This is a genomic window from Pseudomonas sp. WS 5503 (assembly GCF_012985385.1).
In the GTDB taxonomy this organism is placed as follows: Bacteria; Pseudomonadota; Gammaproteobacteria; order Pseudomonadales; family Pseudomonadaceae; genus Aquipseudomonas; species Aquipseudomonas paracarnis.
Map to the genome: position 1 here is coordinate 619,121 of NZ_JAAQWI010000002.1, position 25,912 is coordinate 645,032.

Genomic DNA, 25,912 nt, shown 5'->3' on the forward strand with positions numbered 1-25,912 from the left:
TGTTCCCAATCATGCCGTGCGGCGCAGTATCAGCAGATGGCGTTGGCCTTGGCAACCAGGTACGGCCAAGGCGTGTTCGCTATCGAGGTGGAAGTCTGCCGGCAATGCTAACAGCTCGTCGCTTGGATGAACGCCCTTCATTGCCAACCAGCGGGTATCACGGTCGCCCAGGTGGCGTGTCCAGTTGCTGAAGTTCTCCATGCTGCTGAACGCCCGAGACACGATCCCGTTGAAAGGCAGTTCAGGCGTGAATGCTTCGACACGACTGTGGATAACTTGCAGGTTATCCAGCTTGAGTTCGAGTTTGACCTGGGTCAGGAAGCGGGTTTTCTTGCCGTTGCTGTCCAGGCAGGTCACGTGGGACTCGGGAAACAGGATCGCCAACGGGATGCCAGGCATGCCGCCGCCGCTGCCCACATCGAGCCAACGGCCATTTTCGATAAACGGCATCACGCTGAGGCTGTCGAGCAAATGCCGCGACACCATCTCGTCTGGGTCACGCACTGCTGTCAGGTTGTAAGCCTTGTTCCATTTGATCAACAGGGCCAGGTAGCCCAGCAGTAGCTCATGCTGGGCTTCGGTCAGGGCTACGCCCAACTGGCGCGCTCCTGTGGATAACTCTTCGGCGTGTTGCGAGGTGACCAACGAACTCAAGCGCTTTGCTCCAACTGACGGCCCGCGCCGCGTTTTTTCAAATGAATCATCAACAGCGAGATGGCTGCCGGAGTGACGCCAGGGATACGTGAAGCCTGCCCGAGGGTTTCCGGCCGAGTTATCCCCAACTTGCTTTGAATTTCTTTCGATAACCCGGAAATTCCGGTGTAGTCGATATCCACAGGCAGTTTGGTGTCTTCACTGGCGCGCAGCCGAGCGATCTCGTCCTGCTGGCGATCAATGTAGCCTGCGTATTTGGTCTTGATTTCAACCTGTTCGGCAACCTGTGGGTCTTCTGCGCCCTGGCCAGTCACTTCGACCAGACCAGCGTAGTCGATTTCCGGGCGGGAAAGCAGGTTGAGCAAGTTGTACTCATGGGTCAACGGCGTGCCGAATTTTTCTGCAATTGCGTCGCCTTGCTCCGTGCCCGGGCGAACCCAGGTACTTTTCAGACGCTGTTCTTCGAGCGCAATGCTTTCGCGTTTTTTGCAGAAGGCCGCCCAGCGGGCGTCATCGACCAGGCCCAGCTCGCGACCTTTTTCGGTCAAGCGCAGGTCGGCGTTGTCTTCGCGCAGGATCAGGCGGTATTCCGCCCGAGATGTGAACATCCGGTACGGTTCCTGGGTACCCAGGGTAATCAGGTCGTCGACCAATACGCCGATGTAGGCTTCATCGCGACGCGGGCACCAGCTGTCTTTGCCTTGTGCACGCAATGCTGCGTTGGTCCCGGCCAGCAAACCTTGGGCCCCGGCTTCTTCATAACCGGTAGTGCCGTTGATTTGGCCGGCGAAGAACAGGCCGCCGATCACTTTGGTTTCCAGGCTGTATTTCAGGTCGCGCGGGTCGAAGTAGTCGTACTCGATGGCGTAGCCCGGACGCACGATGTGCGCGTTTTCCATACCGCGAATCGACTGCACGATCTGGATTTGCACATCGAACGGCAGCGAAGTGGAAATTCCGTTGGGGTACAGCTCGTGGGTGGTCAAGCCTTCGGGTTCGATAAAGACCTGGTGGCTTTCCTTGTCGGCAAAGCGGTGGATCTTGTCTTCGATCGACGGGCAATAACGCGGGCCAATGCCTTCGATCACCCCGGAATACATCGGCGAACGATCAAGGTTCGCGGCAATGATTTCGTGGGTTTGGGCGTTGGTGTGGGTAATCCAGCAGCTGACCTGTTTCGGGTGCTGTTCTTTGGAACCCATGAACGACATGACCGGGATCGGCGTGTCGCCGGCTTGCTCGGTCATCATCGAGAAATCCACAGAACGCCCATCAATGCGTGGCGGGGTTCCGGTTTTCAAACGGCCGACGCGCAGCGGTAGTTCACGCAGACGTTTTGCCAAGGCAATCGACGGCGGGTCACCGGCACGACCACCGGAATAATTTTGCATACCGATGTGGATAAGTCCGCCGAGGAACGTGCCCGTGGTCAGTACGACCGAATCTGCATGAAAACGCAGACCCATTTGCGTAACGACACCGCGTACCTGGTCCTGCTCGACGATCAAGTCATCGGCGGCCTGCTGAAATATCCACAGGTTCGGCTGGTTTTCCAGGGTTTCGCGTACCGCTGCCTTGTACAGGATGCGGTCGGCCTGAGCCCGGGTAGCACGTACGGCCGGGCCTTTGCGGCTGTTGAGCACGCGAAATTGAATACCACCCTTGTCGGTGGCCATCGCCATTACCCCGCCAAGGGCATCGATTTCCTTGACCAGATGGCTTTTGCCAATCCCGCCAATTGCGGGGTTGCAACTCATGGCACCGAGGGTTTCCACGTTATGCGTCAGCAACAGGGTTTTTACGCCCATGCGTGCTGACGCCAGTGCTGCCTCGGTACCGGCATGACCGCCGCCGATGACGATCACTTCAAAACGGGAAGGGAAATCCACCACGCACCTCGTGCCTGCTTATGTAGGTAATCAGGAATTGTTTGTTGAAAGGGTTCTACAGCTTTGGCGGCAAGTATAGGGACTTCGCCCTTCCTAAAGAACCCTTTGCACAAAATTTAACCAGCTGTGGATGAATCACAGACAATAGAAATTAAAAGAGAGAAATTTATTAAATCTTTGTTTTTATGTTTATTTATACTGAGCAATATTTCTGTGGATAGATCTCTGAAGGCCTTTATTTTCAATGTGTACAGCGATTCAAAACGTTGTGGTCATCTGCCGATGAGGCCTTTGGATAAGTGCTTTAAGCCTGTGGATTAAACGACTGGTTATCCACAGGTGGGTTTTTACTCAGGTTTCAGGCCCTGTTATCAACTGGGCACAACCGCTGTTATTCACAGGGCTTAATCCACAGAAACGGCCGATTTCGTCCACGGCAAAGCTGGGAATTAATCCTGGGTGGGACAAAAACAGATCTATTGTGGGAAAACACTGGGCCAGTTAATAATAGCGATTATCATTAACCTACCTTGTCGCGCCTATGCCTTCCTCCTCACATACCGCAGCGGTCCAGCACATCTATGAACAGCACCATTCGTGGTTGCGCGGATGGCTCAAGGGAAAATTGCATAACGCCAGCGATGCAGCCGATGTGGCCCACGATACGTTCGTGCGCATGCTCGGTGGATGTCACGCAGCGCAGATCCGTGAACCACGGGACTATCTGGCCACCATCGCGAGGGGCCTGGTGATTGACCGCTATCGGCGGCACGCCATCGAGCAGGCCTACAGGCAAACCCTGGCAGAGCGTCCCGAAACCACAGCTATCAGTGAAGAAGACAAGGCAATCATCATCGAAACCCTGGTGGCTGTGGATAAAGCGCTGTCCGGCCTGGGTGAGCGGGCACGGCGAATTTTCGTGCTCGCACAAATTGAAGGGCTGACTTATCAACAGATCGCCGATCAACTGCAGGTATCGCTGACCACGGTGAAGAAACACATGATCCGCGCCCTCACCGAATGCTCCCTGATCATGGCCAGCCGGTAATGGTCAGCCCCGACCGCAAGACGTTCGAGGCCGCTGCCAGTTGGTACGTGCAATTTCAGTCGCAACCACCGACGCGCGCACAACATCAAGCCTGGCAGCAGTGGCTTAATCGTGACCCATCCCACCAGGCGGCTTGGAACCAGATGGAGCAGTTGCAGCGCAGCCTTGGTGCCCTGTCCCCTGACCTCACACGCCGCGCGTTGTCCACCACGCAACAGCGGCGCCAGGTCCTCAAGTGGATGCTGGTGCTCGGCGGCAGTGGCTATCTGGGGTGGAACGTCCAGCAACATACGTCGCTGGGCAACGTATGGGCTGATTACCGCACGTCGGTGGGCCAGAGGCGACGCATCGAGCTGGCGGATGGCACGCAGATCAATCTCAATACTCATACCGCTATCGATGTGGCATTTGATGGGCGACAACGTTTGATCCGTCTGCGCGAGGGTGAAGTACTTATCCACACCGGCACACGCGGTGGGCACTTACCGTTTTATGTCGAAACTCGCCAAGGCCGGGTCCAGGCGCTGGGCACTCGGTTTACTGTGCGCCAACTGCCGGACGCCACGCGGGTTGGTGTCTTGGAAGAACGGGTTGAGATATCCCCCGGCGACCAACCCGAACTTCGCCGCACTATTGGCGCGGGTGAGAGCGCAGAGTTTGATCGGCGCAATGTGCGCGCTGCCCAGCGATATGGCGGAGTACAGGCCGCCTGGGTCGATGGCCAACTGATCGTGCTCGATGCTCGGCTGGGAGAAGTTATCGATGAGTTGGCGCGCTATCGGCCGGGCGTATTGCACTGCGACCCAGCCTCTGCAGGCCTACGCGTTTCCGGAACCTTCCGTCTGGACTCAACCGATGCCGTCCTCACTAACCTGCAAGCGAGCCTGCCGATTCAAGTGAAATACTTTACGCGCTATTGGGTGTCGGTCACCCGGATCGGCTGATCGAAAAAATAATCCACAGAGGGTTATCTTTTTTTGACCTGGTGCGGCCCTACAGGTAATCACGACGCTACCTTCAGGGCTTACTCACCTATGCGCCTTCCCACCCCGCTCCGCAAACGACTTTCCTGCCATGGCATGACGTACGGTCTGCAGTTCATCACCGCTACGACCGGTGTGTTGTTATCCACCACCGTCATGGCCACCAGCGCAACGCAACACTATGCAATTGCCGCTGGCCCGCTGGACAATGCGTTGAGCCAGTTTGCTGCCAGGGCCAATGTGATTCTGTCCTTCTCCCCCCAGCAAACCGCGCGTTTGAATACGCCGGGGCTGCAAGGTGACTATTCGGTGGACCAGGGCTTTGCGCTGCTGCTGCAGAACTCGGACCTGCAGGCGGTCGCACAAGCTCCCGGCAGCTATGTATTACAGGCGGCCCCTGCTGGCCGACTCACGTTGGCACCGACCACTGTGAGCACTTATCAACAGGGCGGCTTCAATCAAGAGATCGCCGGGGATGTAGGCTACAAGGCGCAGAACAGCCGGATCGGCACGAAGACCAGCACACCGCTGTCCGAGACTCCGCGTTCGGTGTCCGTTGTCACTGGCCAGCGTATCAAGGACCAGAAATCTCAAACCCTGACAGACGTGTTGGGCTACGTACCGGGAATCTTCGCCCCACCGTTCGCGGCGGGCGACGGCTTGGCAGGCGATCTGTTTTTCATTCGCGGTTTCAACGCCACGGATTACGGCTACGGCCTGCTGCGAGATGGCCTGCGGGTGCAAGGCAATCGATACGACACCACCAGCGAACCCTACGGCCTGGAACGGGTCGAGATTTTCCGCGGTCCGTCTTCCCTGCTCTACGGTGAAAACGCACCCGGTGGTTTGGTTAATCTGGTGAGTAAACACCCGACTGCAACCCCGCAAGGCGAGGTGCAGGTGAGTTATGGTTCGAATAATCGACGCCAGTTGGGTGTGGATATCTCGGGCCCGCTCAACGACAGTGACAATATCCTGGGCCGGGTGGTGATGCTGGGGCGTAAATCCGACACACAGACCGATCACGTCCCGGACGATCGTCTATATATCGCGCCATCCCTGACCCTGAACTTCGGCGACTACAACACCCTGACGCTGCTGGCCAACTACCAGAAAGACCATACCAACCTGGAACTTGGCCTACCCGCCGCCGGTACGCTGCTTACAAATCCCAACGGGAAGCTGTCCAAACACACCCTGCTGGGCAATCCGGACTGGAACACCTTTGAACGCGAAGCGTGGAGCACCGGCTATGAGTTCAGCCACAGCTTCAATGATGACTGGCAGTTCCGTCAGAACTCGCGCTATATGCAGTCACGCATCAACCGGCACGAAACCTGGCCTGGCTCATTGAATAACGGTGGCTTCGGCACCCGGCTGAACATAAACGCCTATGACCGCTACAACAAAGCGATGGTCTATTCCCTGGATAACCAGCTCGAAGGCAAGTTCCAGTTGGGCAGTGTGGAAAACACAGTGCTATTGGGCGCCAGCTATGACCGAACCTCGTTCAATCAAGACTGGGATGCGGGTTTCGCCGGCACCATCGATGTGTATAACCCAATGTACCTGCGCGACCCGCTCACTCCCCTGGCAGTGCAAAACACTTTGCTTGAACAGCAGATGAAAGGGGTTTATGCACAGATCCAAAGCAAATACGACCATTGGCTCTTTCTGCTCGGAGGCCGCCAGGATTGGGTCGACAGCGATTACCGAGACAAGGTCAAGCCATCGAGCAATATCAACTCACAGGATCGTAAGTTCACTTACCAGGGCGGGGTGATGTACCAGTTCGACAACGGCCTTACGCCGTATGTCAGCTATTCCACCGCGTTTGTCCCCGTGCAGCAGATCTCCAACGCCGGCTCGCCGTTGAAACCGATCACCAGCAGCCAATATGAAGTGGGCGTTAAGTACGAACCGATCGGCTGGGATACGGCGATGACCGTGTCGGTGTATGACCTGCGCAAGCAGGACGATACCTACCTCGATGCCACCACCAACAGCTATCGCCAAGTCGGTGAAAGTCGCGCCAAGGGCGTGGAAGTAGAGGTCAACAGCAACATCAGCTCCAACTTCAACGTGACGGCGGCCTATACCTACACTGACGCCCGGATAACCAAGGATTCGGCCACTTCGCTGGTAGAAGGCCATCAGATGACAGGCGTGCCGCGTAACCAGGCTTCGGTGTGGGGCAAATATCGCTTTCTCGACAGCCAACTCAAGGGTTTCTCCCTGGGCGGCGGGGTGCGCTATTTCGACAGTACCTTTTCCTACACCCCGCCTACGCTCTACGGGAAGCTGGACGCAGGAAGCGTCACCTTAGTGGATGCGGCACTGGGTTATCAGATCAACCCACACTGGTCGGTGGACCTGAACGCCAAGAACCTGTTCGACAAGAAATATGTATCCGGTTGCAACGATGCGGGGCGTTGCTATTGGGGCGACAGCCGTACCTTGCTCGGTACGGTGTCTTACAACTGGTAGACGGTGTGGATAACTCGGTTACTTGCCAATGCAAAAGCTGGAGAAAATCCGCCCCAGCAAATCATCCGAGCTGAAAGCGCCGGTGATTTCGCCCAACAGCTGCTGCGCCTGACGCAGATCTTCAGCCAGCAGCTCCCCAGCCCCCGCCAAGGTCAGCTGGGCCCGCCCGTGCTCCAGAGCCGCGCTGGCATGACGCAACGCTTCCAGGTGCCTGCGCCGCGCACTGAAGCTACTTTCCGACGTCTGTTCGTAGCCCATGCAGGCTTTAAGGTGCTCGCGCAGCAACTCCAGACCGTCACCCGCCGATTTCGCGCTCAAGCTGATAGTGACGTGGCCATCTTCACTGGTTTCCAGGGCGATGGCTTCACCCGTAAGGTCGGCCTTGTTACGGATCAAGGTGACTTTGGCCGGGTCTGGCCGTTGTTCAAGAAATTCCGGCCACAAGGCAAAAGGATCCACAGCTTCCGGTGCAGTGGCATCCACTACCAGCAACACACGATCGGCTTCGCTGATCGCCTTGAGCGCACGTTCCACGCCGATCTTTTCCACCTGGTCGTCGGTGTCGCGCAGACCAGCGGTGTCGACCACGTGCAGCGGCATACCGTCTATGTGGATATGCTCGCGCAAGATATCCCGGGTAGTGCCGGCGATCTCGGTGACGATGGCCGCCTCGCGCCCTGCCAGAGCATTGAGCAGGCTGGATTTACCGGCATTTGGTCGGCCGGCAATCACCACCGTCATTCCATCGCGCAGCAAGGCGCCCTGCCCGGCTTCGCGCAGCACTGTGGATAACTCAGCGCGGACTTTATCCAGCATCTCCAATACGTGGCCATCCGCCAGGAAGTCGATTTCTTCTTCCGGAAAATCAATCGCGGCTTCGACGTAGATGCGCAGGCTGATCAGTTGCTCGGTCAAGTTATGCACACGCAGGGAAAAAGCCCCCTGCAACGAACGCAATGCGTTACGTGCAGCCTGTGCAGAACTGGCTTCGATCAAATCGGCGATAGCTTCGGCCTGGGCCAGGTCGAGCTTATCGTTCAAGAATGCGCGTTCGCTGAATTCCCCTGGTCTGGCCAGGCGGCAACCCAATTGCAAGCAGCGCTGCAGCAGCATGTCCAACACCACAGGACCACCGTGCCCTTGTAGTTCAAGGACATCTTCACCAGTGAACGAGTTAGGCCCTGGAAAATAGATGGCCAGCCCCTCGTCCAATACGCTGTGGTCGGCATCCAGGAACTGGCCGTAATGGGCATAACGGGGTTTCAGCTCCCGGCCGCTGATGGCCCTGGCTGCCACGCCCGCCAATGGCCCGGAAATTCTAACGATGCCGACGCCGCCCCGACCTTGAGCGGTAGCGACAGCAGCGATGGTTTCACGAGGAGCGCTCATCAGCATGTTCCAGAACAAAAGTGACGGAAAGCAAAACGCCCCACTAGGGGGCGTCTTGAGTGGTTATCCACAGAGTAAATTACGCCTCGGCTTTTTTGGTAGCCGCTTCGATTTTACGTGTGATGTACCACTGTTGAGAGATCGACAACACGTTGTTGACCACCCAGTACAGTACCAAGCCAGCAGGGAACCACAGGAAGAAGAAGGTGAAGATGATTGGCATCATTTTCATTACCTTGGCCTGCATCGGATCCGGCGGGGTTGGGTTCAGACGCTGCTGGATAAACATGGTCGCGCCCATGATGATCGGCAGGATAAAGAACGGGTCTTTGATCGACAGGTCAGTTATCCACAGCATGAACGGCGCCTGGCGCATTTCAACGCTTTCCAGCAATACCCAGTAAAGCGACAGGAACACCGGCATCTGTACCAGAATCGGCAAGCATCCACCCAGCGGGTTGATCTTCTCTTTCTTGTACAACTCCATCATGGCCTGCGACATTTTCTGCCGGTCATCACCATGTTGTTCTTTCAGCGCGGCCAGTTTCGGGGCCACGGCACGCATACGCGCCATCGACTTGTAGCTGGCTGCCGACAGAGGGAAGAAAAGCCCTTTGATCAGCATGGTCAGGAAGATGATCGACCAGCCCCAGTTACCCACGATGCTGTGGATATGTTGCAACAGCCAGAAGATCGGCTGGGCAATGAACCACAGGAAGCCGTAGTCCACAGTCAATTCCAGGCCTGGGGACAACTCTTTCAGTACCGCCTGGCTTTTAGGGCCGGCGTACAGGGTAGCGCTGGTTTCAGCCTTGGCACCTGGAGCGACGGTCAACGCCGGGCCAGTGAAGCCAATGATGTAATTGCCCTGGCTGTCCTTGCGGGTTTGAACCAGGTTCGCGTCACCCTTGTTCGGAATCCAGGCGGTCACGAAATAGTGCTGCAGCCACGCTACCCAGCCACCTTGGACGGTTTCTTTCAGCGTGCCCTTGTCGATATCTTTCATCGACACTTTTTTGTACGGCTCGTTACTTGTCCACAGGGCGGCGCCCAGGTAAGTGGCGGTACCGGTGGCGGTGCTGGAAGACGGATCGGAGCTGGCGTCACGCTTGAGCTGGGCAAACAGGTTGCCGCTCCAGGCTTTGTCGCTGGTGTTGTCGATCAGGTAAGTGACCTTCAAATCGTACAAACCGCGGGTAAAGCTGAAACGCTTGATGTAGTTGACACCGTCGAGGCTGAATTTCAGGTCGACGTTCAACTGGTTCTGGCTGTCTGCCAGTTGATAAGTCTTTTGTTCGGTCGAATAAACCGGACGACCGGTAGCACGTGCATCCGGACCATTGGTACCGGTCAGGCCGCTTTGTGCCAGATAAGTACGTTCACCGCCGTTATCAAACAGTTGGAACGGCACATCCGGATGGTCTTGGCGACGTGGATACAGCGGCAGCTTCAGCTGTGCGATATCACCACCCTGTGGGTCGATAGCCAACTCGAGCACATCCGTTTTCACGTGGATGAGGTCTTTGTTGGTGACCACTGGCGTTTCTAACGGGGCACTTGTCTCGCCATTCGCGCTGGGTACATCGGCACTCGCGGACGCATTGTTACCCAGCGGGGTGTCCGGAATAGCCGGCGCAGCCTGATTGGTAGCAACATTCTGAGTCGGCAGGGCAGCCTGACCGTAGTCCTGGTTCCATTTAAGGACCATGACATAGGACACGATTGCCAGGGCGACGATCAGGATTGTGCGTTTAATATCCATGATTACTCGGCCATCGAAGAAGAACGGGAGGTAGGGATAGGTGGAACCGGGTCATAACCACCGGGATTCCACGGATGACAGCGACCTAAACGACGAAAGGTCAGCCAGCCACCGCGCAGAAGACCATGATTTTCTATGGCCTCTAACGCGTAGCAGGAACAACTGGGGTAGAAACGACAGTGACTGGCCATCAGAGGACTAATGGCATAGCGATAAAACTGGATCGGAACGATTGCCAGTTTACGCATCAAGGCTGTCTACCCCTACAGTTTCGGTGCTGACTGCTGGTGCTGGCTTGTGGGTACGCGCCAAACGTTTCCAGAGCTTGCCGAAATGCTGAATCAATTCGGGGTTTTCTACATCACCCAAGCCTTTGCGCGCGACGATAACAATATCCCAACCAACCAGAGTGTCCTGGTGGAGCCGAAACGATTCGCGCATCAGACGCTTGAGGCGATTGCGCTCAACGGAGAGCTTTACGCTCTTCTTGCCGATCACCAACCCGAGACGGGGGTGATCAAGATCGTTGTTACGCGCAAGGAGCAGGAGATTTTTCCCCGGAACCTTGCCGGTGGGGGAGTCAAAGACTGCCTTGAAATGCCGGGGGGTTAGCAGACGCTTTTCCCGACTGAAGTCCTGACTCACCACCAGTACCGGATTATCAAACTGCCAGACGCGCACGACCTTTGGCGCGGCGACGCGACAGGACAGCACGGCCGTTCTTGGTAGCCATGCGAGCACGGAAGCCGTGAGTACGGGCGCGTTTGATGGTGCTTGGTTGGAAAGTACGTTTCATGGCGTTGTTACCTGGTTCGTCCACAACGGGCCGGAATGGCCCCCGTTTTAAGAGACCGGCGATTCTAGAGAAAGCAAGCCTCTAGGTCAATTTCCAACCAGCTTTTCCTTTAATTAGATGTCGACGGGGTTCTGACGACCTTCTCTCCGTTTGGCTTCCATCTGGCAGGCGATAGATATAAAAATAAAGAAGGAAGTTATTTAAAGCTTTTCTGTAAAGCTTATAAAAGCTAGGGACGCGATCATCTGTGGATAACTGCTTTGAGCCCTTGTTCCACGCGTTGTACAGAGAATGACAACACGGGGGAGAAGCGGTGCTCTGCCTGTGCTGCGCTATCGGATAAGCTGTGTGTGGAACGGGTAGTTATCCACAGGCCAGTTACCCACAGACTTTTGACCCCACTTGTGCAACGAGCTCAGGTGGGTTTATCCACAGAGCTTATGCACAGACCACTGGTCGCCTTTTTAGCGGTTAAGGCATTGATTTTGGCTGGCCTGTGAGCAACCTACATGTGGATAAGTGGACGGCTGGCCGCTACAATGGCGGCTGTTTTTGCCTCACCGGCTTTCAACTTAGGGGATATCCGTGTCAGTGGAACTTTGGCAGCAGTGCGTGGAGCTTTTGCGCGATGAGCTGCCTGCCCAGCAATTCAACACCTGGATCCGTCCGCTACAGGTCGAAGCCGAAGGCGACGAGTTGCGTGTCTATGCGCCCAATCGTTTTGTCCTCGACTGGGTCAACGAGAAGTACCTGGGCCGCGTTCTCGAATTGCTCGATGAACATGGCAACGGTCTGGCTCCTGCTCTCTCCCTATTAATAGGCAGCAAGCGCAGCTCGGCTCCCCGCGCCGCGCCGAATGCGCCATTGGCCGCCGCCGCGTCGCAAGCCCAGGCCGCTGTGGCGCCTGTCGCCGCAGCACCTGCACCGGCAGCTGCGCCGTCCAAGCCGTCCTCGCGCAAAAATGCGCCAGAGAATGAGGAGCCGTCCCGCGACAGCTTCGACCCGATGGCCGGTGCCAGCTCCCAACAGGCACCTGTGCGCTCCGAGCAACGTACTGTGCAGGTAGAAGGTGCGCTCAAGCACACCAGTTACCTGAACCGCACCTTTACCTTCGAGAACTTTGTCGAAGGCAAGTCCAACCAACTGGCCCGAGCGGCCGCCTGGCAGGTCGCCGATAATCCCAAGCATGGTTACAACCCGCTCTTCCTTTATGGCGGCGTGGGCTTGGGTAAGACGCACTTGATGCACGCCGTTGGTAACCACCTATTAAAGAAGAACCCGAATGCCAAGGTGGTTTACCTGCATTCGGAGCGCTTCGTGGCCGACATGGTCAAGGCCTTGCAGCTCAACGCAATCAACGAGTTCAAACGTTTCTACCGCTCCGTTGATGCCCTGTTGATCGATGACATTCAGTTCTTCGCCCGCAAGGAACGTTCCCAAGAGGAGTTCTTCCACACCTTCAACGCCCTGCTCGAAGGTGGCCAGCAGGTCATCTTGACCAGTGACCGTTATCCGAAGGAAATCGAAGGCCTGGAAGAACGTCTGAAGTCGCGTTTCGGCTGGGGCCTGACGGTTGCAGTCGAGCCACCGGAGCTGGAAACCCGTGTTGCGATCCTGATGAAGAAGGCCGACCAGGCTAAAGTCGATCTGCCGCACGATGCTGCGTTCTTCATCGCCCAACGCATCCGTTCCAACGTGCGTGAGCTGGAAGGCGCGCTCAAGCGGGTCATCGCTCACTCGCACTTCATGGGCCGCGATATCACCATCGAGCTGATTCGCGAGTCCTTGAAAGACTTGTTGGCCTTGCAGGACAAGCTGGTGAGTGTGGATAACATCCAGCGCACCGTGGCCGAGTACTACAAGATCAAGATTTCCGACCTGCTGTCCAAGCGCCGTTCGCGCTCGGTCGCACGTCCACGCCAGGTTGCCATGGCCCTCTCCAAGGAGTTGACCAACCACAGCCTGCCGGAAATCGGTGATGTGTTCGGCGGACGCGACCACACCACGGTCTTGCACGCATGCCGCAAGATCAATGAACTTAAGGAATCCGACGCGGATATTCGCGAGGACTACAAGAACCTGCTGCGTACACTGACTACGTGATGACACCAGCGCAGCTTATTAAGGCAAGGGACTAGACCATGCATTTCACCATTCAACGCGAAGCCCTGTTGAAACCCCTGCAACTGGTCGCAGGCGTCGTCGAGCGCCGACAGACCTTGCCGGTGCTTTCCAACGTATTACTGGTGGTCGAGGGGCAGCAGTTGTCCTTGACCGGTACCGATCTGGAAGTCGAACTGGTGGGTCGCGTCCAGCTCGAAGAGCCCGCCGAACCGGGCGAGATCACCGTGCCGGCGCGCAAGCTGATGGATATCTGCAAAAGCCTGCCCAACGATGCGCTGATCGACATCAAGGTGGATGAGCAGAAGTTGGTGGTCAAGGCAGGCCGTAGCCGTTTCACCCTGTCGACCTTGCCGGCCAATGACTTTCCAACCGTAGAAGAAGGCCCGGGCTCGCTGACGTGCAGCCTGGAGCAAAGCAAGCTGCGTCGTTTGATCGAGCGCACCAGCTTCGCTATGGCTCAGCAGGACGTGCGTTACTACCTCAACGGTATGCTGCTGGAAGTATCGGAAGGCATCATCCGCGCCGTGGCCACCGACGGTCACCGTCTGGCAATGTGCTCGATGCGTGCCGATATCGGTCAGCCGGATCGTCACCAGGTGATCGTTCCACGCAAAGGTATCCTTGAACTGGCGCGTTTGCTCACCGAGCCGGACGGCAACGTCAGCATCGTGTTGGGCCAGCACCACATTCGTGCCACCACCGGCGAGTTCACCTTCACCTCCAAGCTGGTCGACGGCAAGTTCCCAGACTACGAGCGTGTGTTGCCTAAAGGTGGCGACAAGCTGGTGGTCGGTGATCGTCAGGCCCTGCGTGAAGCCTTCAGCCGTACTGCGATTCTGTCCAACGAAAAGTACCGTGGTATTCGCCTGCAACTGGCCAACGGCCAACTGAAAATCCAGGCCAACAACCCGGAACAGGAAGAGGCGGAAGAAGAGGTGGGTGTCGACTACAACGGCGCATCGCTGGAAATCGGCTTTAACGTGAGCTACCTGTTGGACGTGCTGGGTGTCATGACCACCGAACAGGTTCGTCTGATCCTGTCGGACTCCAACAGCAGCGCCCTGGTGCAAGAATCTGACAACGACGACTCGGCTTACGTTGTCATGCCGATGCGCCTGTAATCATGCTCAGCAGAAGCTAGATGTCCCTTAGTCGCGTCTCGGTCACCGCGGTGCGCAATCTGCACCCGGTGACCTTCTCCCCTTCCCCCCGCATCAACATCCTCCATGGCGCCAACGGCAGTGGTAAAACCAGCGTGCTGGAAGCCATCCACCTGCTGGGGCTTGCGCGTTCCTTCCGCAGTGCCCGTTTGTTACCCGTGATTCAGTACGAACAATTGGCCTGTACCGTATTTGGCCAAGTGGAACTGGCTGAGGGCGGACATAGCAGCCTGGGGATATCGCGTGATCGCGGTGGCGAATTTCAGATCCGAATCGACGGGCAAAATGCGCGCAGCGCAGCGCAACTCGCCGAGATCCTGCCGTTGCAACTGATCAACCCCGACAGCTTTCGATTGTTGGAGGGGGCCCCAAAAATCCGTCGGCAGTTTCTCGACTGGGGCGTGTTCCACGTGGAACCACGCTTCATGGCCACTTGGCAGCGCCTGCAGAAGGCCCTGCGGCAGCGGAACTCATGGCTGCGGCATGGTACACTTGACGCCGCTTCGCAAGCAGCCTGGGACCGTGAACTGTGCCTGGCCAGCGACGAAATAGATGAATACCGCCGCGCCTATATCAAAGCCTTGAAACCAGTCTTTGAGCAGACCTTGAGCGAGTTATTGGATCTCGAGGGGCTGACGCTGAGTTATTACCGGGGTTGGGACAAAGAGCGTGAGCTGAGTGCAGTGCTCGCAACGTCCTTGCAACGGGATCAGCAAATCGGACACACCCAGGCCGGCCCCCAGCGCGCTGATTTGCGCCTTAGATTAGGTGCACACAATGCTGCGGATATCTTGTCCCGCGGCCAGCAGAAGTTGGTGGTCTGTGCGTTGCGTATCGCGCAGGGCCATTTGGTTAGCCAGGCTCGACGCGGTCAGTGTATTTATTTGGTGGATGACTTGCCGTCAGAACTCGACGAGCAGCACCGCCGCTCGCTATGCCGCTTGTTGGAAGACTTACGCTGCCAGGTGTTTATCACCTGTGTAGACCACGAATTATTGAGGGAAGGCTGGCAGACGGAAACGCCAGTCGCTTTGTTCCACGTGGAACAAGGCCGTATCACCCAGACCCACGACCATCGGGAGTGAAGGCATGAGCGAAGAAAACACGTACGACTCGACCAGCATTAAAGTGCTGAAAGGTTTGGATGCCGTACGCAAACGTCCCGGTATGTACATTGGCGACACCGATGATGGTAGCGGTCTGCACCACATGGTGTTCGAGGTGGTCGATAACTCCATCGACGAAGCTCTGGCCGGTCACTGCGACGACATCAGCATTATCATCCACCCGGATGAATCCATCACCGTGCGTGACAACGGTCGTGGCATCCCTGTAGACGTGCACAAAGAAGAAGGCGTTTCGGCGGCAGAGGTCATCATGACCGTGCTCCACGCTGGCGGTAAGTTCGACGACAACTCCTATAAAGTATCCGGCGGTTTGCACGGTGTAGGTGTGTCGGTAGTGAACGCCCTGTCCGAAGAACTGATCCTCACTGTTCGCCGTAGCGGCAAGATTTGGGAGCAGACCTACGTCCACGGCGTACCACAGGAACCGATGAAAATTGTCGGCGACAGTGAAACCACCGGTACCCAGATCCACTTCAAGCCATCGGAAGAAACCTTCAAGAACATCCACTTTAGCTGGGACATCCTGGCCAAGCGGATTCGTGAACTGTCTTTCCTTAACTCCGGTGTCGGCATCGTCCTCAAGGATGAGCGCAGCGGCAAGGAAGAGCTGTTCAAGTACGAGGGCGGCCTGCGTGCGTTCGTTGAATACCTGAACACCAACAAGACCGCGGTCAACCAGGTGTTCCACTTCAACATTCAGCGCGAAGACGGCATCGGCGTGGAAATCGCCCTGCAGTGGAACGACAGCTTCAACGAGAACCTGTTGTGCTTCACCAACAACATTCCACAACGCGATGGCGGTACTCACTTGGTGGGTTTCCGTTCCGCGCTGACGCGTAACCTGAACACCTACATCGAAGCGGAAGGCTTGGCGAAGAAACATAAAGTCGCCACCACCGGTGACGATGCCCGTGAAGGCCTGACGGCGATTATCTCGGTCAAGGTACCGGATCCGAAGTTCAGCTCCCAGACCAAAGACAAGCTGGTGTCTTCCGAAGTGAAGACCGCGGTTGAACAGGAAATGGGTAAATACTTCTCCGACTTCCTGTTGGAAAACCCGAACGAAGCCAAGCTGGTCGTCGGCAAGATGATCGATGCTGCCCGCGCTCGTGAAGCCGCGCGTAAGGCCCGTGAGATGACCCGCCGTAAAGGTGCGCTGGATATCGCCGGCCTGCCAGGCAAACTGGCTGACTGCCAAGAGAAAGACCCTGCCCTCTCCGAGCTGTATCTGGTGGAAGGTGACTCTGCAGGCGGTTCCGCCAAGCAGGGGCGTAACCGTCGCACCCAGGCCATCCTGCCGTTGAAGGGCAAGATCCTCAACGTTGAGAAGGCCCGCTTCGACAAGATGATTTCCTCCCAGGAAGTCGGCACCTTGATCACCGCATTGGGCTGCGGTATTGGCCGCGATGAGTACAACATCGACAAGCTGCGTTACCACAACATCATCATCATGACCGATGCTGACGTCGACGGTTCGCACATCCGTACCCTGCTGCTGACCTTCTTCTTCCGTCAGTTGCCGGAGCTGATTGAGCGTGGCTATATCTACATCGCCCAGCCGCCGTTGTACAAAGTGAAAAAGGGCAAGCAAGAGCAATACATCAAAGACGACGACGCCATGGAAGAGTACATGACGCAATCGGCCCTTGAAGATGCGAGCCTGCACCTGAATGACGAAGCACCGGGCATCTCGGGTGAGTCGCTGGAGCGCCTGGTCAACGACTTCCGTATGGTCATGAAGACGCTCAAGCGTTTGTCGCGCCTGTACCCTCAGGAGCTGACCGAGCACTTCATCTACCTGCCAGCCGTGAGCCTGGAGCAGTTGGGCGATCACGCCGCCATGCAAGATTGGCTGGCCCAGTACGAAGTACGCCTGCGTACTGTGGAGAAGTCCGGCCTGGTATACAAAGCCAGCCTGCGTGAAGACCGTGAACGTAACGTATGGCTGCCAGAGGTCGAACTGATCTCCCACGGCCTGTCCAACTACGTCACCTTCAACCGCGACTTCTTCGGCAGCAACGACTACAAGACCGTAGTCACCCTCGGTGCTCAACTGAGCACCTTGCTGGACGACGGTGCTTACATTCAGCGTGGCGAACGCAAGAAGCAGGTCAAGGAGTTCAAGGAAGCCTTGGACTGGTTGATGGCGGAAAGCACCAAGCGTCATACCATCCAGCGCTATAAAGGTCTGGGCGAGATGAACCCTGATCAGCTGTGGGAAACCACCATGGACCCTGCTCAACGTCGCATGCTGCGCGTGACCATCGAAGACGCCATTGGCGCAGACCAGATCTTCAACACCCTGATGGGTGATGCGGTCGAGCCTCGTCGTGACTTCATTGAGGGCAATGCTTTGGCGGTGTCTAACCTGGACTTCTGATCAGGCACATCAGCTAAAAACAAAAGGCCAACGCTTAGCGTTGGCCTTTTTTATTGGTCTGCAGACTCGAATTCTTAAATGCTCCACGTGGAACATCGGCGTACTCAATTTTGCGCGGCGGGTGTCACACTCTCCAACCGATACCCGTACCCATAGATCGTCAACAGCTGCCAACCGCGATCAGCTGTCAGCCCTAGCTTGTTACGCAGGCGGTAGATATGCGTGTCCAACGGCCGCGACGACACCATTTCTTCGTGGCTCCAGAACCGCTCATACAGGTACTCGCGAGACAACGGTCGGGCCAGGTTGGCAAATAGACAACTTGCCAAACGGTATTCTCGTTCTGTCAGGTTGATAGGTTTGCCCGCTCGGGTGACGGTCAGTTCGGCATCGTCGAAAGTCAGATCGTTAAAGTTCTGCACTTCCTGGGTGGCCGACTTTTGCAAACCGTGGCGCCGCAGGACGGCGCTGACTCGGGCTTTGAGTTCGTTGGGCCGAAACGGCTTGCTGACATAATCATCCGCCCCACTATTCAACGCCGTTACGATGTCACTCTCGGCATCGCGACTGGTGAGCATGATCACGGCAGGGGGCGATTCCATGTGCTCGCGAGTCCAGCGCAATAACGCGATCCCGGAGATGTCCGGCAGTTGCCAGTCAAGAATCAGCAGGTCAAAGGTTTCCCGGCGTAGCTGGCGCAGCAGGTCTTCACCACGTTCGAAAAAATGCAGCGACCAAGGCTGTTCAGTCGGGCCGGGAATCTGTCGCAGTGTCTGTTCCACCCGTCGCAACTCCGCGGGTTCGTCATCCAGTATTGCGACACGCATGGGTGGGGTCCTTCCTACAAAAAACGAGAGCTTGGATAGGGGCACATGCTGTACAAATGCCGGCCTCTGAATCTGAATAATTATGGGCGGATTTTACGGTGCTCGTATCTCTCGATACGCTGAAAGCGCCGTAAACGCCACCCACTACGTCCTCAAAGAAAGATACCGGCTCCAGTCGGTCAGGAAAAGGGTCGGTGCCGATCGCCTCGCTGGTGCGTAATGCCTGCTTGAATGTGCGGTATCGTTCATTGCGCGGCCGCGGGAACTCCTCCAATGAGACCCAAATAAGCTTCACTGGTTTCAGAACACCGTATGCACTTCATCGCAACCCCATGGAGAGGGATCCTGGGCTTATGAAATCTTTACTCAATGACCATCGACTCCTTGGCACCCTTTTGGCGGTAGCCCTGTGAACCTATGGCGCAAAGCCGAGAAACGCCAACCTACCCAGGCGCAGCTTTTGTTTCATGGGCTGGTTCGTGAATGGCTGTTGATCGGTTTGGTGCTCCTGCCCTTCACCGCTTACTTATCCTTGAGCGCGGGGCTTGCACTCAACAATCCGCTCTATGACAGCCTGCGCCGCCTGACGCCGTTACCGGCAGATCCACGGATCTTTCTGGTGACCATTGATACGCCCAGCCTGGAAGCATTAGGCCCGTGGCCCTGGCCGCGCAGCGTGCATGCCGAGCTGATTGAACGCCTGAACGCCGCACGGCCAGCGGGCATTTTGTTTGACGTGATCTTCAGTGAGCCCGGCGACAATAATGACGACCAACAACTGGCCGATGCCGTCTGCAAAGCCGGCAATGTATTGCTGCCCATCGCCGGGGACAGCAGCGTCAGCCCCAAGGCCCAGGTAACGCCGTTGTCGCCACTGCTCAAGTGCGCCAAGGGCGTCGGGCACATCAACGTCGAAGCGGATAACGACGGAGTGGTGCGCAGCGTGTATCTACGTGAAGGCCCTCCGGGAAGCACACTTCCTCAGTTGGCGTGGCTGGCATTCGCCATGAGCGAGCACGCCGAGACGATGCCGGGCCTGCCGCAAGAGCCTACTGGAGGTCACTGGCACCAGGAACATGAAATCCGTGTGCCGTTCACTTCGGAACCAGACCATTTTCCCAGTGTGTCCTACGTCAGCGTATTGCGGGGCGAGGTACCTCCCGAGTCTCTGCGTGGTCGCCTGGTTCTGATCGGCGCCTCAGCCTATGGCATGGCCGATCGTTTCGTGACGCCGCTCTCTTCCACCGTAGGTACCACAGCGGGCGTTGAAATCCAGGCGGACGTACTGAATGGTTTATTGCAGGGCCGCAGCATCGTTGATTTGCCCGGCTGGCTGGCGGCGTTGCTGGCAACGTCCCTGGTGGCCCTGCTGTTGGGCCTTCTGCTTGTGCGCCCACGCTACGCCCTATGGATGACCTTGGCAGGCATGGCCGTGGCTTTGCTGGGCTCATGGGCATTATTGCGCCTGGGCCACTGGTGGAGCCCCGCAGCGTGCCTGATCGGTTTGTTGCTGAGTTACCTGATCTGGAATTGGCGACGTCTGAGCGTAATCCTCGCCTACTTTGGCTGGGAACTGGCACGCCTGGATAACGAACCCAAGGTGCTTCCGGAACGTCGTCGCGCGCCTGCCAGTTAGGGCGATGTGCTGCAAGGGCGGATCTTTGCCCTTGAACAAGCCGTCAGCCGTACCCGCGATACGCGGCGCTTTATGGCTGATGGCTTAGAGTGCCTACCGGTAGCGACCCTGATTACCGATCCCCAGGGCAGTATCCTGTTGGCCAACCGCGTGGCCCGTGAAGTATTCGGCAATGACCTGGTCGGCGAAAACCTCGTCGAACAGCTCGCCGATCTGGGTTATCCCCCGCTGCATAATGGTGTACGCCCTGCCCTCTCGGCGCTGGAGCTGGTCGAGTTTCGCGATATCCACCAACGCAGTTTGCGCATGGAACTGGCCCCATTGCTGCCTGCCGAAGGGGATTTCGCCCTCGGCTGGTTGTTGAGCCTGACGGACCTGAGCAAGGAGCGTGAAGCCCAGCAGCATCGCGAGACGATGCTGCGTTTCCTTTCCCACGACCTGCGTGCGCCGCATTCAGCGATCCTCGCCCTGCTGGACGTGCACAACGAGGAGTCCCCGGTGTTTACTCAGATCGAACAGCAGGTACGGCGAGCCTTGAGTCTGACCGAATCCTTTGTGCAATTGGCCAAGGCTGAAGCGGACGGTTACCAGTTCCAGCCCACCCTGTTTGCCATGCTGGTGATGGACGCTTTTGATCAAGTGGCGGTGATTGCGCAGTTGAAGGGCATCCATTTGGTCCACGACCTGGATGAGGCGGATGAAGCCATGGTCTATGCCGACCAATCGCTGCTCACACGGGCATTGTTCAACGTGCTGGAGAATGCGATCAAATACTCCCCATCCGGCACCACCGTCAGGTTAAGGCATGGCAGTGCGCAAGGCTGGTTGGAATGCGGGATAAGTGATCAGGGGCCGGGGATTGCGCCGAAGGATCTACCGGAGTTGTTCAACCAATACCGACGTTTCGATTCGGCCCAGGGCAGTGAAGGTCTTGGGTTGGGCCTGACCATGGTCAAGGCGGTAGTAGAACGGCATGGAGGGCGGATCGTGTGCGAAAGTGAGCTAGGCAAAGGCTCGACGTTTATCCTGCTGCTGCCGCTATTGGAGGACTGAAAAAGCGGCTTTTTTGCTGTGCATAAAAAACCGGTCACAAGGACCGGTTTTTTTATGAAGAAAAAACTTATGCACGTTTTTCTGAATTTTATGAGCTTCAGAAATATATAAGTAAATCAGCTTGTTATGAAGCAAAAAAGCCAATTCGCCAACAAAGCGTACACAGGTTATCCACAGATGCTCAAACGGCCGGCGTCTCCACCACCACCGGTTCCGGAGGCAGGGAGCCCATGGCCCGTTGCTGCGCCTCATTCCACGCCGCAGCGCGGTCGTTCAGGGCGGCGATGGCACGTGGTCCTTCGCCTTCTGCATACATCGGTTCGCCGATCACTACGGTGATAGTCCCTGGGCGTTTAGCCCAGCCAGTCTTGGGCCAGAACTTGCCAGCGTTATGCGCAATCGGCAGCACAGGCAGGTTGGCGTTGACCGCCAGGGCGGTACCACCGCGTGAGAACTTGCCCACTGTGCCGTAGGGGACCCGCGTGCCCTCAGGGAAGATCAGCACCCAGACGCCGTCCTTGAGCAACTCATCGCCCTTCTTGGCGACATGCTTGAGCGCAGCCTTGGGGTTGTCCCGGTCGATGGCGATCGGACGCAACATGGCCATGGCCCAGCCGAAGAATGGCACATACAGCAACTCGCGCTTGAGCACCTGGCTCAACGGCGAGAAATACGCAGAGAGGAAGAACGTCTCCCAAGTGCTCTGGTGGTTCGAGAGAATCACGCACGGCTGATCAGGAACGTTTTCAGCGCCCTTGACCTCGAAACGAATATTCAGGAACACCTTGCTCAGCCACAAAGCGCAGCGGCACCAGTAGACATTGATAAAGCGATAGCGCGCCTTGAAGGGCAGGAAGGGTGCAATAAAAAAGCTCAGGGTGCACCAGAGAAACGAACTGGTGCCCAGCAGCAGGTAAAAGAAAAAGGTTCTGATGGCCTGCAAGATCGACATGGCGGCATTTACCGTTGCGGGACACGGCCCGCCTGTTAAAAGCGCACTCCCGAACAGTCCTTGGTCAGGAAGTCGAGGGCGGCTAGTTGTTGATAAGTTCTGCGGCAACGGCCGCCAGATCGTCAAAAATCAAGGTGCCTACCGGCAGGTTTTTAGCCTGGGTCTTTTCGCCTTTTCCGGTTTTAACCAAAACTGGCTGAGAGTCGACGGCTTTGGCCGCCTCCAGGTCACCGAGGCTGTCCCCGACGAACCATATCCCAGCCAAGGGCACCTTGTAATGTTCTGCAATAATTTTCAACATGCCAGGCTTGGGCTTGCGGCAATCGCAGCCTTCGTCCGGCCCGTGGGGGCAGTAGACCACCAGCCCCACCTCACCGCCCTGTTCGGCCACTAACGTGCGCAACCGCGCGTGCATGGCGTCCAGGGTGGCGATGTCGTAGTAACCGCGGGCGATGCCGGACTGGTTGGTGGCGATGGCCACTGTCCAGCCGGCTTTGCTCAACTGCGCGATGGCCTCGATCGAACCGGGCAGCGGGATCCACTCCTCCACCGACTTGATGTAAGCGTCGGAGTCGTAGTTGATCACCCCGTCCCGATCGAGAATCAGCAGTTTCAACATGGTCAGCCCAGTACGGAGATGTCGGCGATATTGATGAACAAACCACGCAGGCGCGCGAGCATCGCGTAGCGGTTTTTGCGCACGCCGGCATCGTCGGCATTGATCATCACCGCTTCGAAGAACGCGTCTACCGGTTCACGCAGAGACGCCAGGCGCGCCAACGCTTGCGCGTAGTCACGCTCGGCGATCAGCGGCTTCACGGCGTTCTCTGCCTTGGCGATGGCCGAGTTCAGCGAGAACTCCTTGGCGTCGGCAAACAGGCCAGGGTCGACTTCGGCATTGCCGAGGTTATCGGCCTTGCTCAGCAGGTTCGACACGCGCTTGTTCACGGCGGCCAGGGCATCGGCTTCCGGCAGCTTGCGGAACGCTTGCACGGCTTGTACACGCTGGTCGAAGTCCAGTGCCGAACCCGGTTGCAGGGCACGTACCGACAGGTAGACGGAAACGTCCACGCCTTCGTCTTCGTAACGCGCACGCAGGCGGTCGAACACGAACTCCAGCACTTGCTCGGCCAGGCCGGCTTGCTTGACCTTGGTGCCGAACTGGCCGACGGCGAATACCACGGCCTGGGTCAGGTCGAGGTCCAGCTTCTTGTCGATCAGGATACGCAGCACGCCCAATGCCGCACGGCGCAGGGCATACGGGTCTTTGCTGCCGGTGGGCAGCATGCCGATACCGAAGATACCCACCAGCGTATCGAGCTTGTCGGCAATCGCCACAGCTGCACCCGTCAGGGTGGTCGGCAGTTCTGCACCGGCACCGCGTGGCATGTACTGCTCGTTCAGGGCCAGGGCGACATCGTCCGGCTCGCCGTCGTTGAGGGCGTAGTAGTAACCGGCAACACCTTGCATCTCAGGGAACTCGCCGACCATTTCGGTGGCCAGGTCGCACTTGGACAGCAAGCCGGCACGCGCAGCCCATGCGGCATCACCGCCAATACGTGGGGCAATGTAGGCCGCCAGCTTGGACACACGCACGGCCTTGTCGTAGACGCTGCCGAGTTTTTCCTGGAACACCACGTTTTGCAGGCGCAGGTTGAAGTCTTCCAGCTTCTGCTTCTTGTCTTGCTTGAAGAAGAACTCGGCGTCGGTCAGGCGCGGGCGCACGACTTTTTCGTTACCGGCGATGATCTGCTGCGGGTCTTTGCTTTCGATGTTGGCCACGGTGATAAAACGCGGCAACAACTTACCGTCCACATCCAGCAGGCAGAAGTATTTCTGGTTGTCCTGCATGGTGGTGATCAAGGCTTCTTGCGGCACATCGAGGAAACGCTCTTCGAACGAGCACACCAGCGGCACCGGCCATTCCACCAGGGCGGTCACTTCGTCCAGCAGGCTTGGCGGCACGATGGCGGTGCCTTCCTGCAGGCGGGCCAATTCTTCGGTGCGCTTGCTGATCAGCTCGCGACGCTCATTGGCGTCGGCCAGCACATAAGCAGCGCGCAGGTCGTTGAGGTAGTTGGCCGGCGAAGTGATACGCACGCTTTCTGGATGATGGAAGCGGTGACCACGGGACTCACGACCGGCCTTCTGGGCGAGGATGGTGCAATCGATGACCTGGTCACCGAGCAGCATCACCAGCCATTGGGTCGGACGCACGAACTCTTCCTTGCGCGCACCCCAGCGCATGCGCTTGGGGATAGGCAGGTCGTTCAGGGAGTCTTCAACGATGGTCGGCAACAGGCTGGCGGTCGGCTTGCCGGTGATGACCTGGCTGAAACGCAGTTTCGGGCCACTTTGGTCGATCTCGCTCAGCTCTACGCCACACTTCTTGGCAAAGCCAAGGGCGGCCTGGGTCGGGTTGCCGTCGGCATCGAAAGCTGCCTGACGCGGTGGGCCGTCCAGGTTGATGTTGCGGTCCGGCTGCTGGGTTTCCAGCGCGGTCAGCAGCACAGCCAGACGGCGCGGCGCGGCGTAGACTTTTTTGGCTTCAAACTTCAGGCCGGCAGTCTGCAGGCCTTTTTCGATACCGGCCAGGAACGCATCGGCCAGGGTATTGAGTGCCTTGGGTGGCAGCTCTTCGGTGCCCAGTTCAACCAGGAAATCTTGAGCACTCATTGTGCAGCCTCCAGCTTAGCCAACACTTCATCACGCAAATCCGGGGTTGCCATCGGGAAGCCCAGCTTGGCGCGAGCCAGCAGGTAGGCTTGGGCGACGGAACGCGCCAGGGTGCGCACACGCAGGATGTATTGCTGGCGCGCAGTAACCGAAATAGCACGGCGGGCATCCAGCAGGTTGAAGGTATGGGACGCCTTCAACACCATTTCATAGCTTGGCAACGGCAGCGGCTGGTCGAGTTCGATCAGGCGCTTGGCTTCGCTTTCATAGAAGTCGAACAGTTCGAACAGCTTGTCGACGTTGGCGTGTTCGAAGTTGTAGGTGGACTGCTCCACCTCGTTCTGATGGAACACATCGCCGTAGGTCACCTTGCCGAACGGGCCGTCAGCCCATACCAGGTCGTAGACCGAGTCCACGCCTTGCAGGTACATGGCCAGGCGCTCAAGGCCATAGGTGATCTCGCCAGTGACCGGGTAGCACTCGATGCCGCCGGCTTGCTGGAAGTAAGTGAACTGCGTCACTTCCATGCCGTTGAGCCAGACTTCCCAGCCCAGGCCCCAGGCGCCCAGGGTTGGCGATTCCCAGTTGTCTTCGACGAAACGAATGTCGTGCACCAGTGGGTCCAGGCCCACATGCTTGAGCGAGCCCAGGTACAGCTCCTGGAAGTTGTCCGGGTTGGGCTTCAATACCACCTGGAACTGGTAGTAGTGCTGCAGACGGTTCGGGTTTTCGCCGTAGCGGCCGTCAGTCGGGCGACGACTGGGCTGCACATAAGCGGCGTTCCAGGTTTCCGGGCCGATGGCCCGCAGGAATGTAGCGGTGTGGAAAGTGCCGGCGCCTACTTCCATATCGTAGGGCTGAAGTACCACACAACCTTGCTCGGCCCAGTATTGCTGGAGGGCGAGGATCAAGTCTTGGAAGGTACGCACGGCTGGCGTAGGCTGGCTCACGAAATTCACCTGTTACTTG

Annotated in this window: 19 protein-coding genes and 1 pseudogene; 8 read left to right on the forward strand and 12 right to left on the reverse strand. The window is 57.5% G+C overall.

The window, feature by feature from the left end; translation table 11 throughout:
- Positions 1–9 precede the first annotated feature (9 nt).
- Positions 10–654: a 16S rRNA (guanine(527)-N(7))-methyltransferase RsmG gene (rsmG, locus tag HBO10_RS08605; protein WP_003195893.1), complete on the reverse strand. Its 645-nt coding sequence runs from the start codon at positions 652–654 to the stop codon at positions 10–12.
- Positions 651–2,543 carry a tRNA uridine-5-carboxymethylaminomethyl(34) synthesis enzyme MnmG gene (mnmG, locus tag HBO10_RS08610; protein ID WP_034129260.1) on the reverse strand — a complete coding sequence of 631 codons (1,893 nt, stop codon included), beginning with the start codon at positions 2,541–2,543 and terminating at the stop codon, positions 651–653. Before mnmG ends, rsmG begins: the two co-directional genes overlap by 4 nt.
- A gap of 541 nt (positions 2,544–3,084) precedes the next feature.
- Here mnmG and HBO10_RS08615 point away from each other — a divergent pair.
- From HBO10_RS08615 to HBO10_RS08625, 3 genes are all read left to right on the forward strand, one after another.
- On the forward strand, positions 3,085–3,591 hold the full coding sequence (locus HBO10_RS08615; RefSeq protein ID WP_034129182.1) for a sigma-70 family RNA polymerase sigma factor: 507 nt from the start codon (positions 3,085–3,087) through the stop codon (positions 3,589–3,591).
- Positions 3,591–4,535 (forward strand): FecR domain-containing protein, encoded by a 945-nt coding sequence (locus HBO10_RS08620; protein ID WP_034129183.1) that lies wholly within the window; start codon positions 3,591–3,593, stop codon positions 4,533–4,535. The genes HBO10_RS08615 and HBO10_RS08620 overlap by 1 nt, the downstream gene beginning before the upstream one ends.
- A gap of 90 nt (positions 4,536–4,625) precedes the next feature.
- Entirely contained in the window at positions 4,626–7,061 is a 2,436-nt protein-coding gene (locus HBO10_RS08625; protein WP_034129184.1) for a TonB-dependent siderophore receptor, read from the forward strand.
- Positions 7,062–7,079: 18 nt separating this feature from the next.
- On the opposite strand, the gene mnmE is transcribed toward HBO10_RS08625, so the two are convergent.
- From mnmE to rpmH, 5 genes are all read right to left on the reverse strand, one after another.
- Positions 7,080–8,450, reverse strand: a complete 1,371-nt coding sequence (mnmE, locus tag HBO10_RS08630; protein ID WP_034129185.1) for a tRNA uridine-5-carboxymethylaminomethyl(34) synthesis GTPase MnmE — start codon at positions 8,448–8,450, stop codon at positions 7,080–7,082.
- Between the two features lie 79 nt (positions 8,451–8,529).
- Entirely contained in the window at positions 8,530–10,212 is a 1,683-nt protein-coding gene (gene yidC, locus HBO10_RS08635; protein WP_034129186.1) for a membrane protein insertase YidC, read from the reverse strand.
- Between the two features lie 2 nt (positions 10,213–10,214).
- The gene (gene yidD, locus HBO10_RS08640; RefSeq protein WP_019816912.1) at positions 10,215–10,460 is read right to left on the reverse strand and encodes a membrane protein insertion efficiency factor YidD; all 246 of its coding nucleotides are present in this window, start codon (positions 10,458–10,460) and stop codon (positions 10,215–10,217) included.
- Positions 10,453–10,857 (reverse strand): ribonuclease P protein component, encoded by a 405-nt coding sequence (rnpA, locus tag HBO10_RS08645; protein ID WP_003177079.1) that lies wholly within the window; start codon positions 10,855–10,857, stop codon positions 10,453–10,455. The genes yidD and rnpA overlap by 8 nt, the downstream gene beginning before the upstream one ends.
- 16 nt (positions 10,858–10,873) lie before the next feature.
- Entirely contained in the window at positions 10,874–11,008 is a 135-nt protein-coding gene (rpmH, locus tag HBO10_RS08650; protein ID WP_003213577.1) for a 50S ribosomal protein L34, read from the reverse strand.
- A gap of 585 nt (positions 11,009–11,593) precedes the next feature.
- On the opposite strand from rpmH, the gene dnaA reads away from it, so the two are divergent.
- From dnaA to gyrB, 4 genes are read left to right on the forward strand one after another with little or no spacing between them, the layout of a single operon-like run.
- Positions 11,594–13,111, forward strand: coding sequence for a chromosomal replication initiator protein DnaA (dnaA, locus tag HBO10_RS08655; protein ID WP_034129187.1), 1,518 nt, complete (start codon positions 11,594–11,596; stop codon positions 13,109–13,111).
- Positions 13,112–13,149: 38 nt separating this feature from the next.
- Complete coding sequence (gene dnaN, locus HBO10_RS08660) at positions 13,150–14,253, forward strand: DNA polymerase III subunit beta (RefSeq protein ID WP_003187250.1); 1,104 nt, start codon at positions 13,150–13,152, stop codon at positions 14,251–14,253.
- Positions 14,254–14,273: 20 nt separating this feature from the next.
- Complete coding sequence (gene recF / locus HBO10_RS08665; RefSeq protein WP_003187251.1) at positions 14,274–15,377, forward strand: DNA replication/repair protein RecF; 1,104 nt, start codon at positions 14,274–14,276, stop codon at positions 15,375–15,377.
- A 4-nt stretch (positions 15,378–15,381) separates the two neighbouring features.
- Entirely contained in the window at positions 15,382–17,799 is a 2,418-nt protein-coding gene (gene gyrB / locus HBO10_RS08670) for a DNA topoisomerase (ATP-hydrolyzing) subunit B (protein ID WP_034129188.1), read from the forward strand.
- Between the two features lie 104 nt (positions 17,800–17,903).
- Here the strand turns inward: gyrB and HBO10_RS08675 are convergent, their stop codons facing one another.
- Positions 17,904–18,626: a response regulator transcription factor gene (locus HBO10_RS08675; RefSeq protein ID WP_034129189.1), complete on the reverse strand. Its 723-nt coding sequence runs from the start codon at positions 18,624–18,626 to the stop codon at positions 17,904–17,906.
- Between the two features lie 409 nt (positions 18,627–19,035).
- On the opposite strand from HBO10_RS08675, the pseudogene HBO10_RS08680 reads away from it, so the two are divergent.
- Positions 19,036–21,315: pseudogene (locus tag HBO10_RS08680) on the forward strand (CHASE2 domain-containing protein).
- Between the two features lie 181 nt (positions 21,316–21,496).
- On the opposite strand, the gene HBO10_RS08685 reads toward HBO10_RS08680, so the two are convergent.
- The 4 genes from HBO10_RS08685 to glyQ form a co-directional block, all read right to left on the reverse strand.
- Positions 21,497–22,267: a lysophospholipid acyltransferase family protein gene (locus HBO10_RS08685; protein ID WP_003187258.1), complete on the reverse strand. Its 771-nt coding sequence runs from the start codon at positions 22,265–22,267 to the stop codon at positions 21,497–21,499.
- Positions 22,268–22,349: 82 nt separating this feature from the next.
- Positions 22,350–22,886 carry a D-glycero-beta-D-manno-heptose 1,7-bisphosphate 7-phosphatase gene (gmhB, locus tag HBO10_RS08690; RefSeq protein WP_161793233.1) on the reverse strand — a complete coding sequence of 179 codons (537 nt, stop codon included), beginning with the start codon at positions 22,884–22,886 and terminating at the stop codon, positions 22,350–22,352.
- A gap of 2 nt (positions 22,887–22,888) precedes the next feature.
- A complete protein-coding gene (glyS, locus tag HBO10_RS08695; RefSeq protein ID WP_034129190.1) occupies positions 22,889–24,943 on the reverse strand; it encodes a glycine--tRNA ligase subunit beta in 2,055 nt (684 codons plus the stop codon).
- Positions 24,940–25,893 carry a glycine--tRNA ligase subunit alpha gene (gene glyQ / locus HBO10_RS08700; RefSeq protein WP_003187265.1) on the reverse strand — a complete coding sequence of 318 codons (954 nt, stop codon included), beginning with the start codon at positions 25,891–25,893 and terminating at the stop codon, positions 24,940–24,942. The genes glyS and glyQ overlap by 4 nt, the downstream gene beginning before the upstream one ends.
- Between the last annotated feature and the right edge of the window lie 19 nt (positions 25,894–25,912).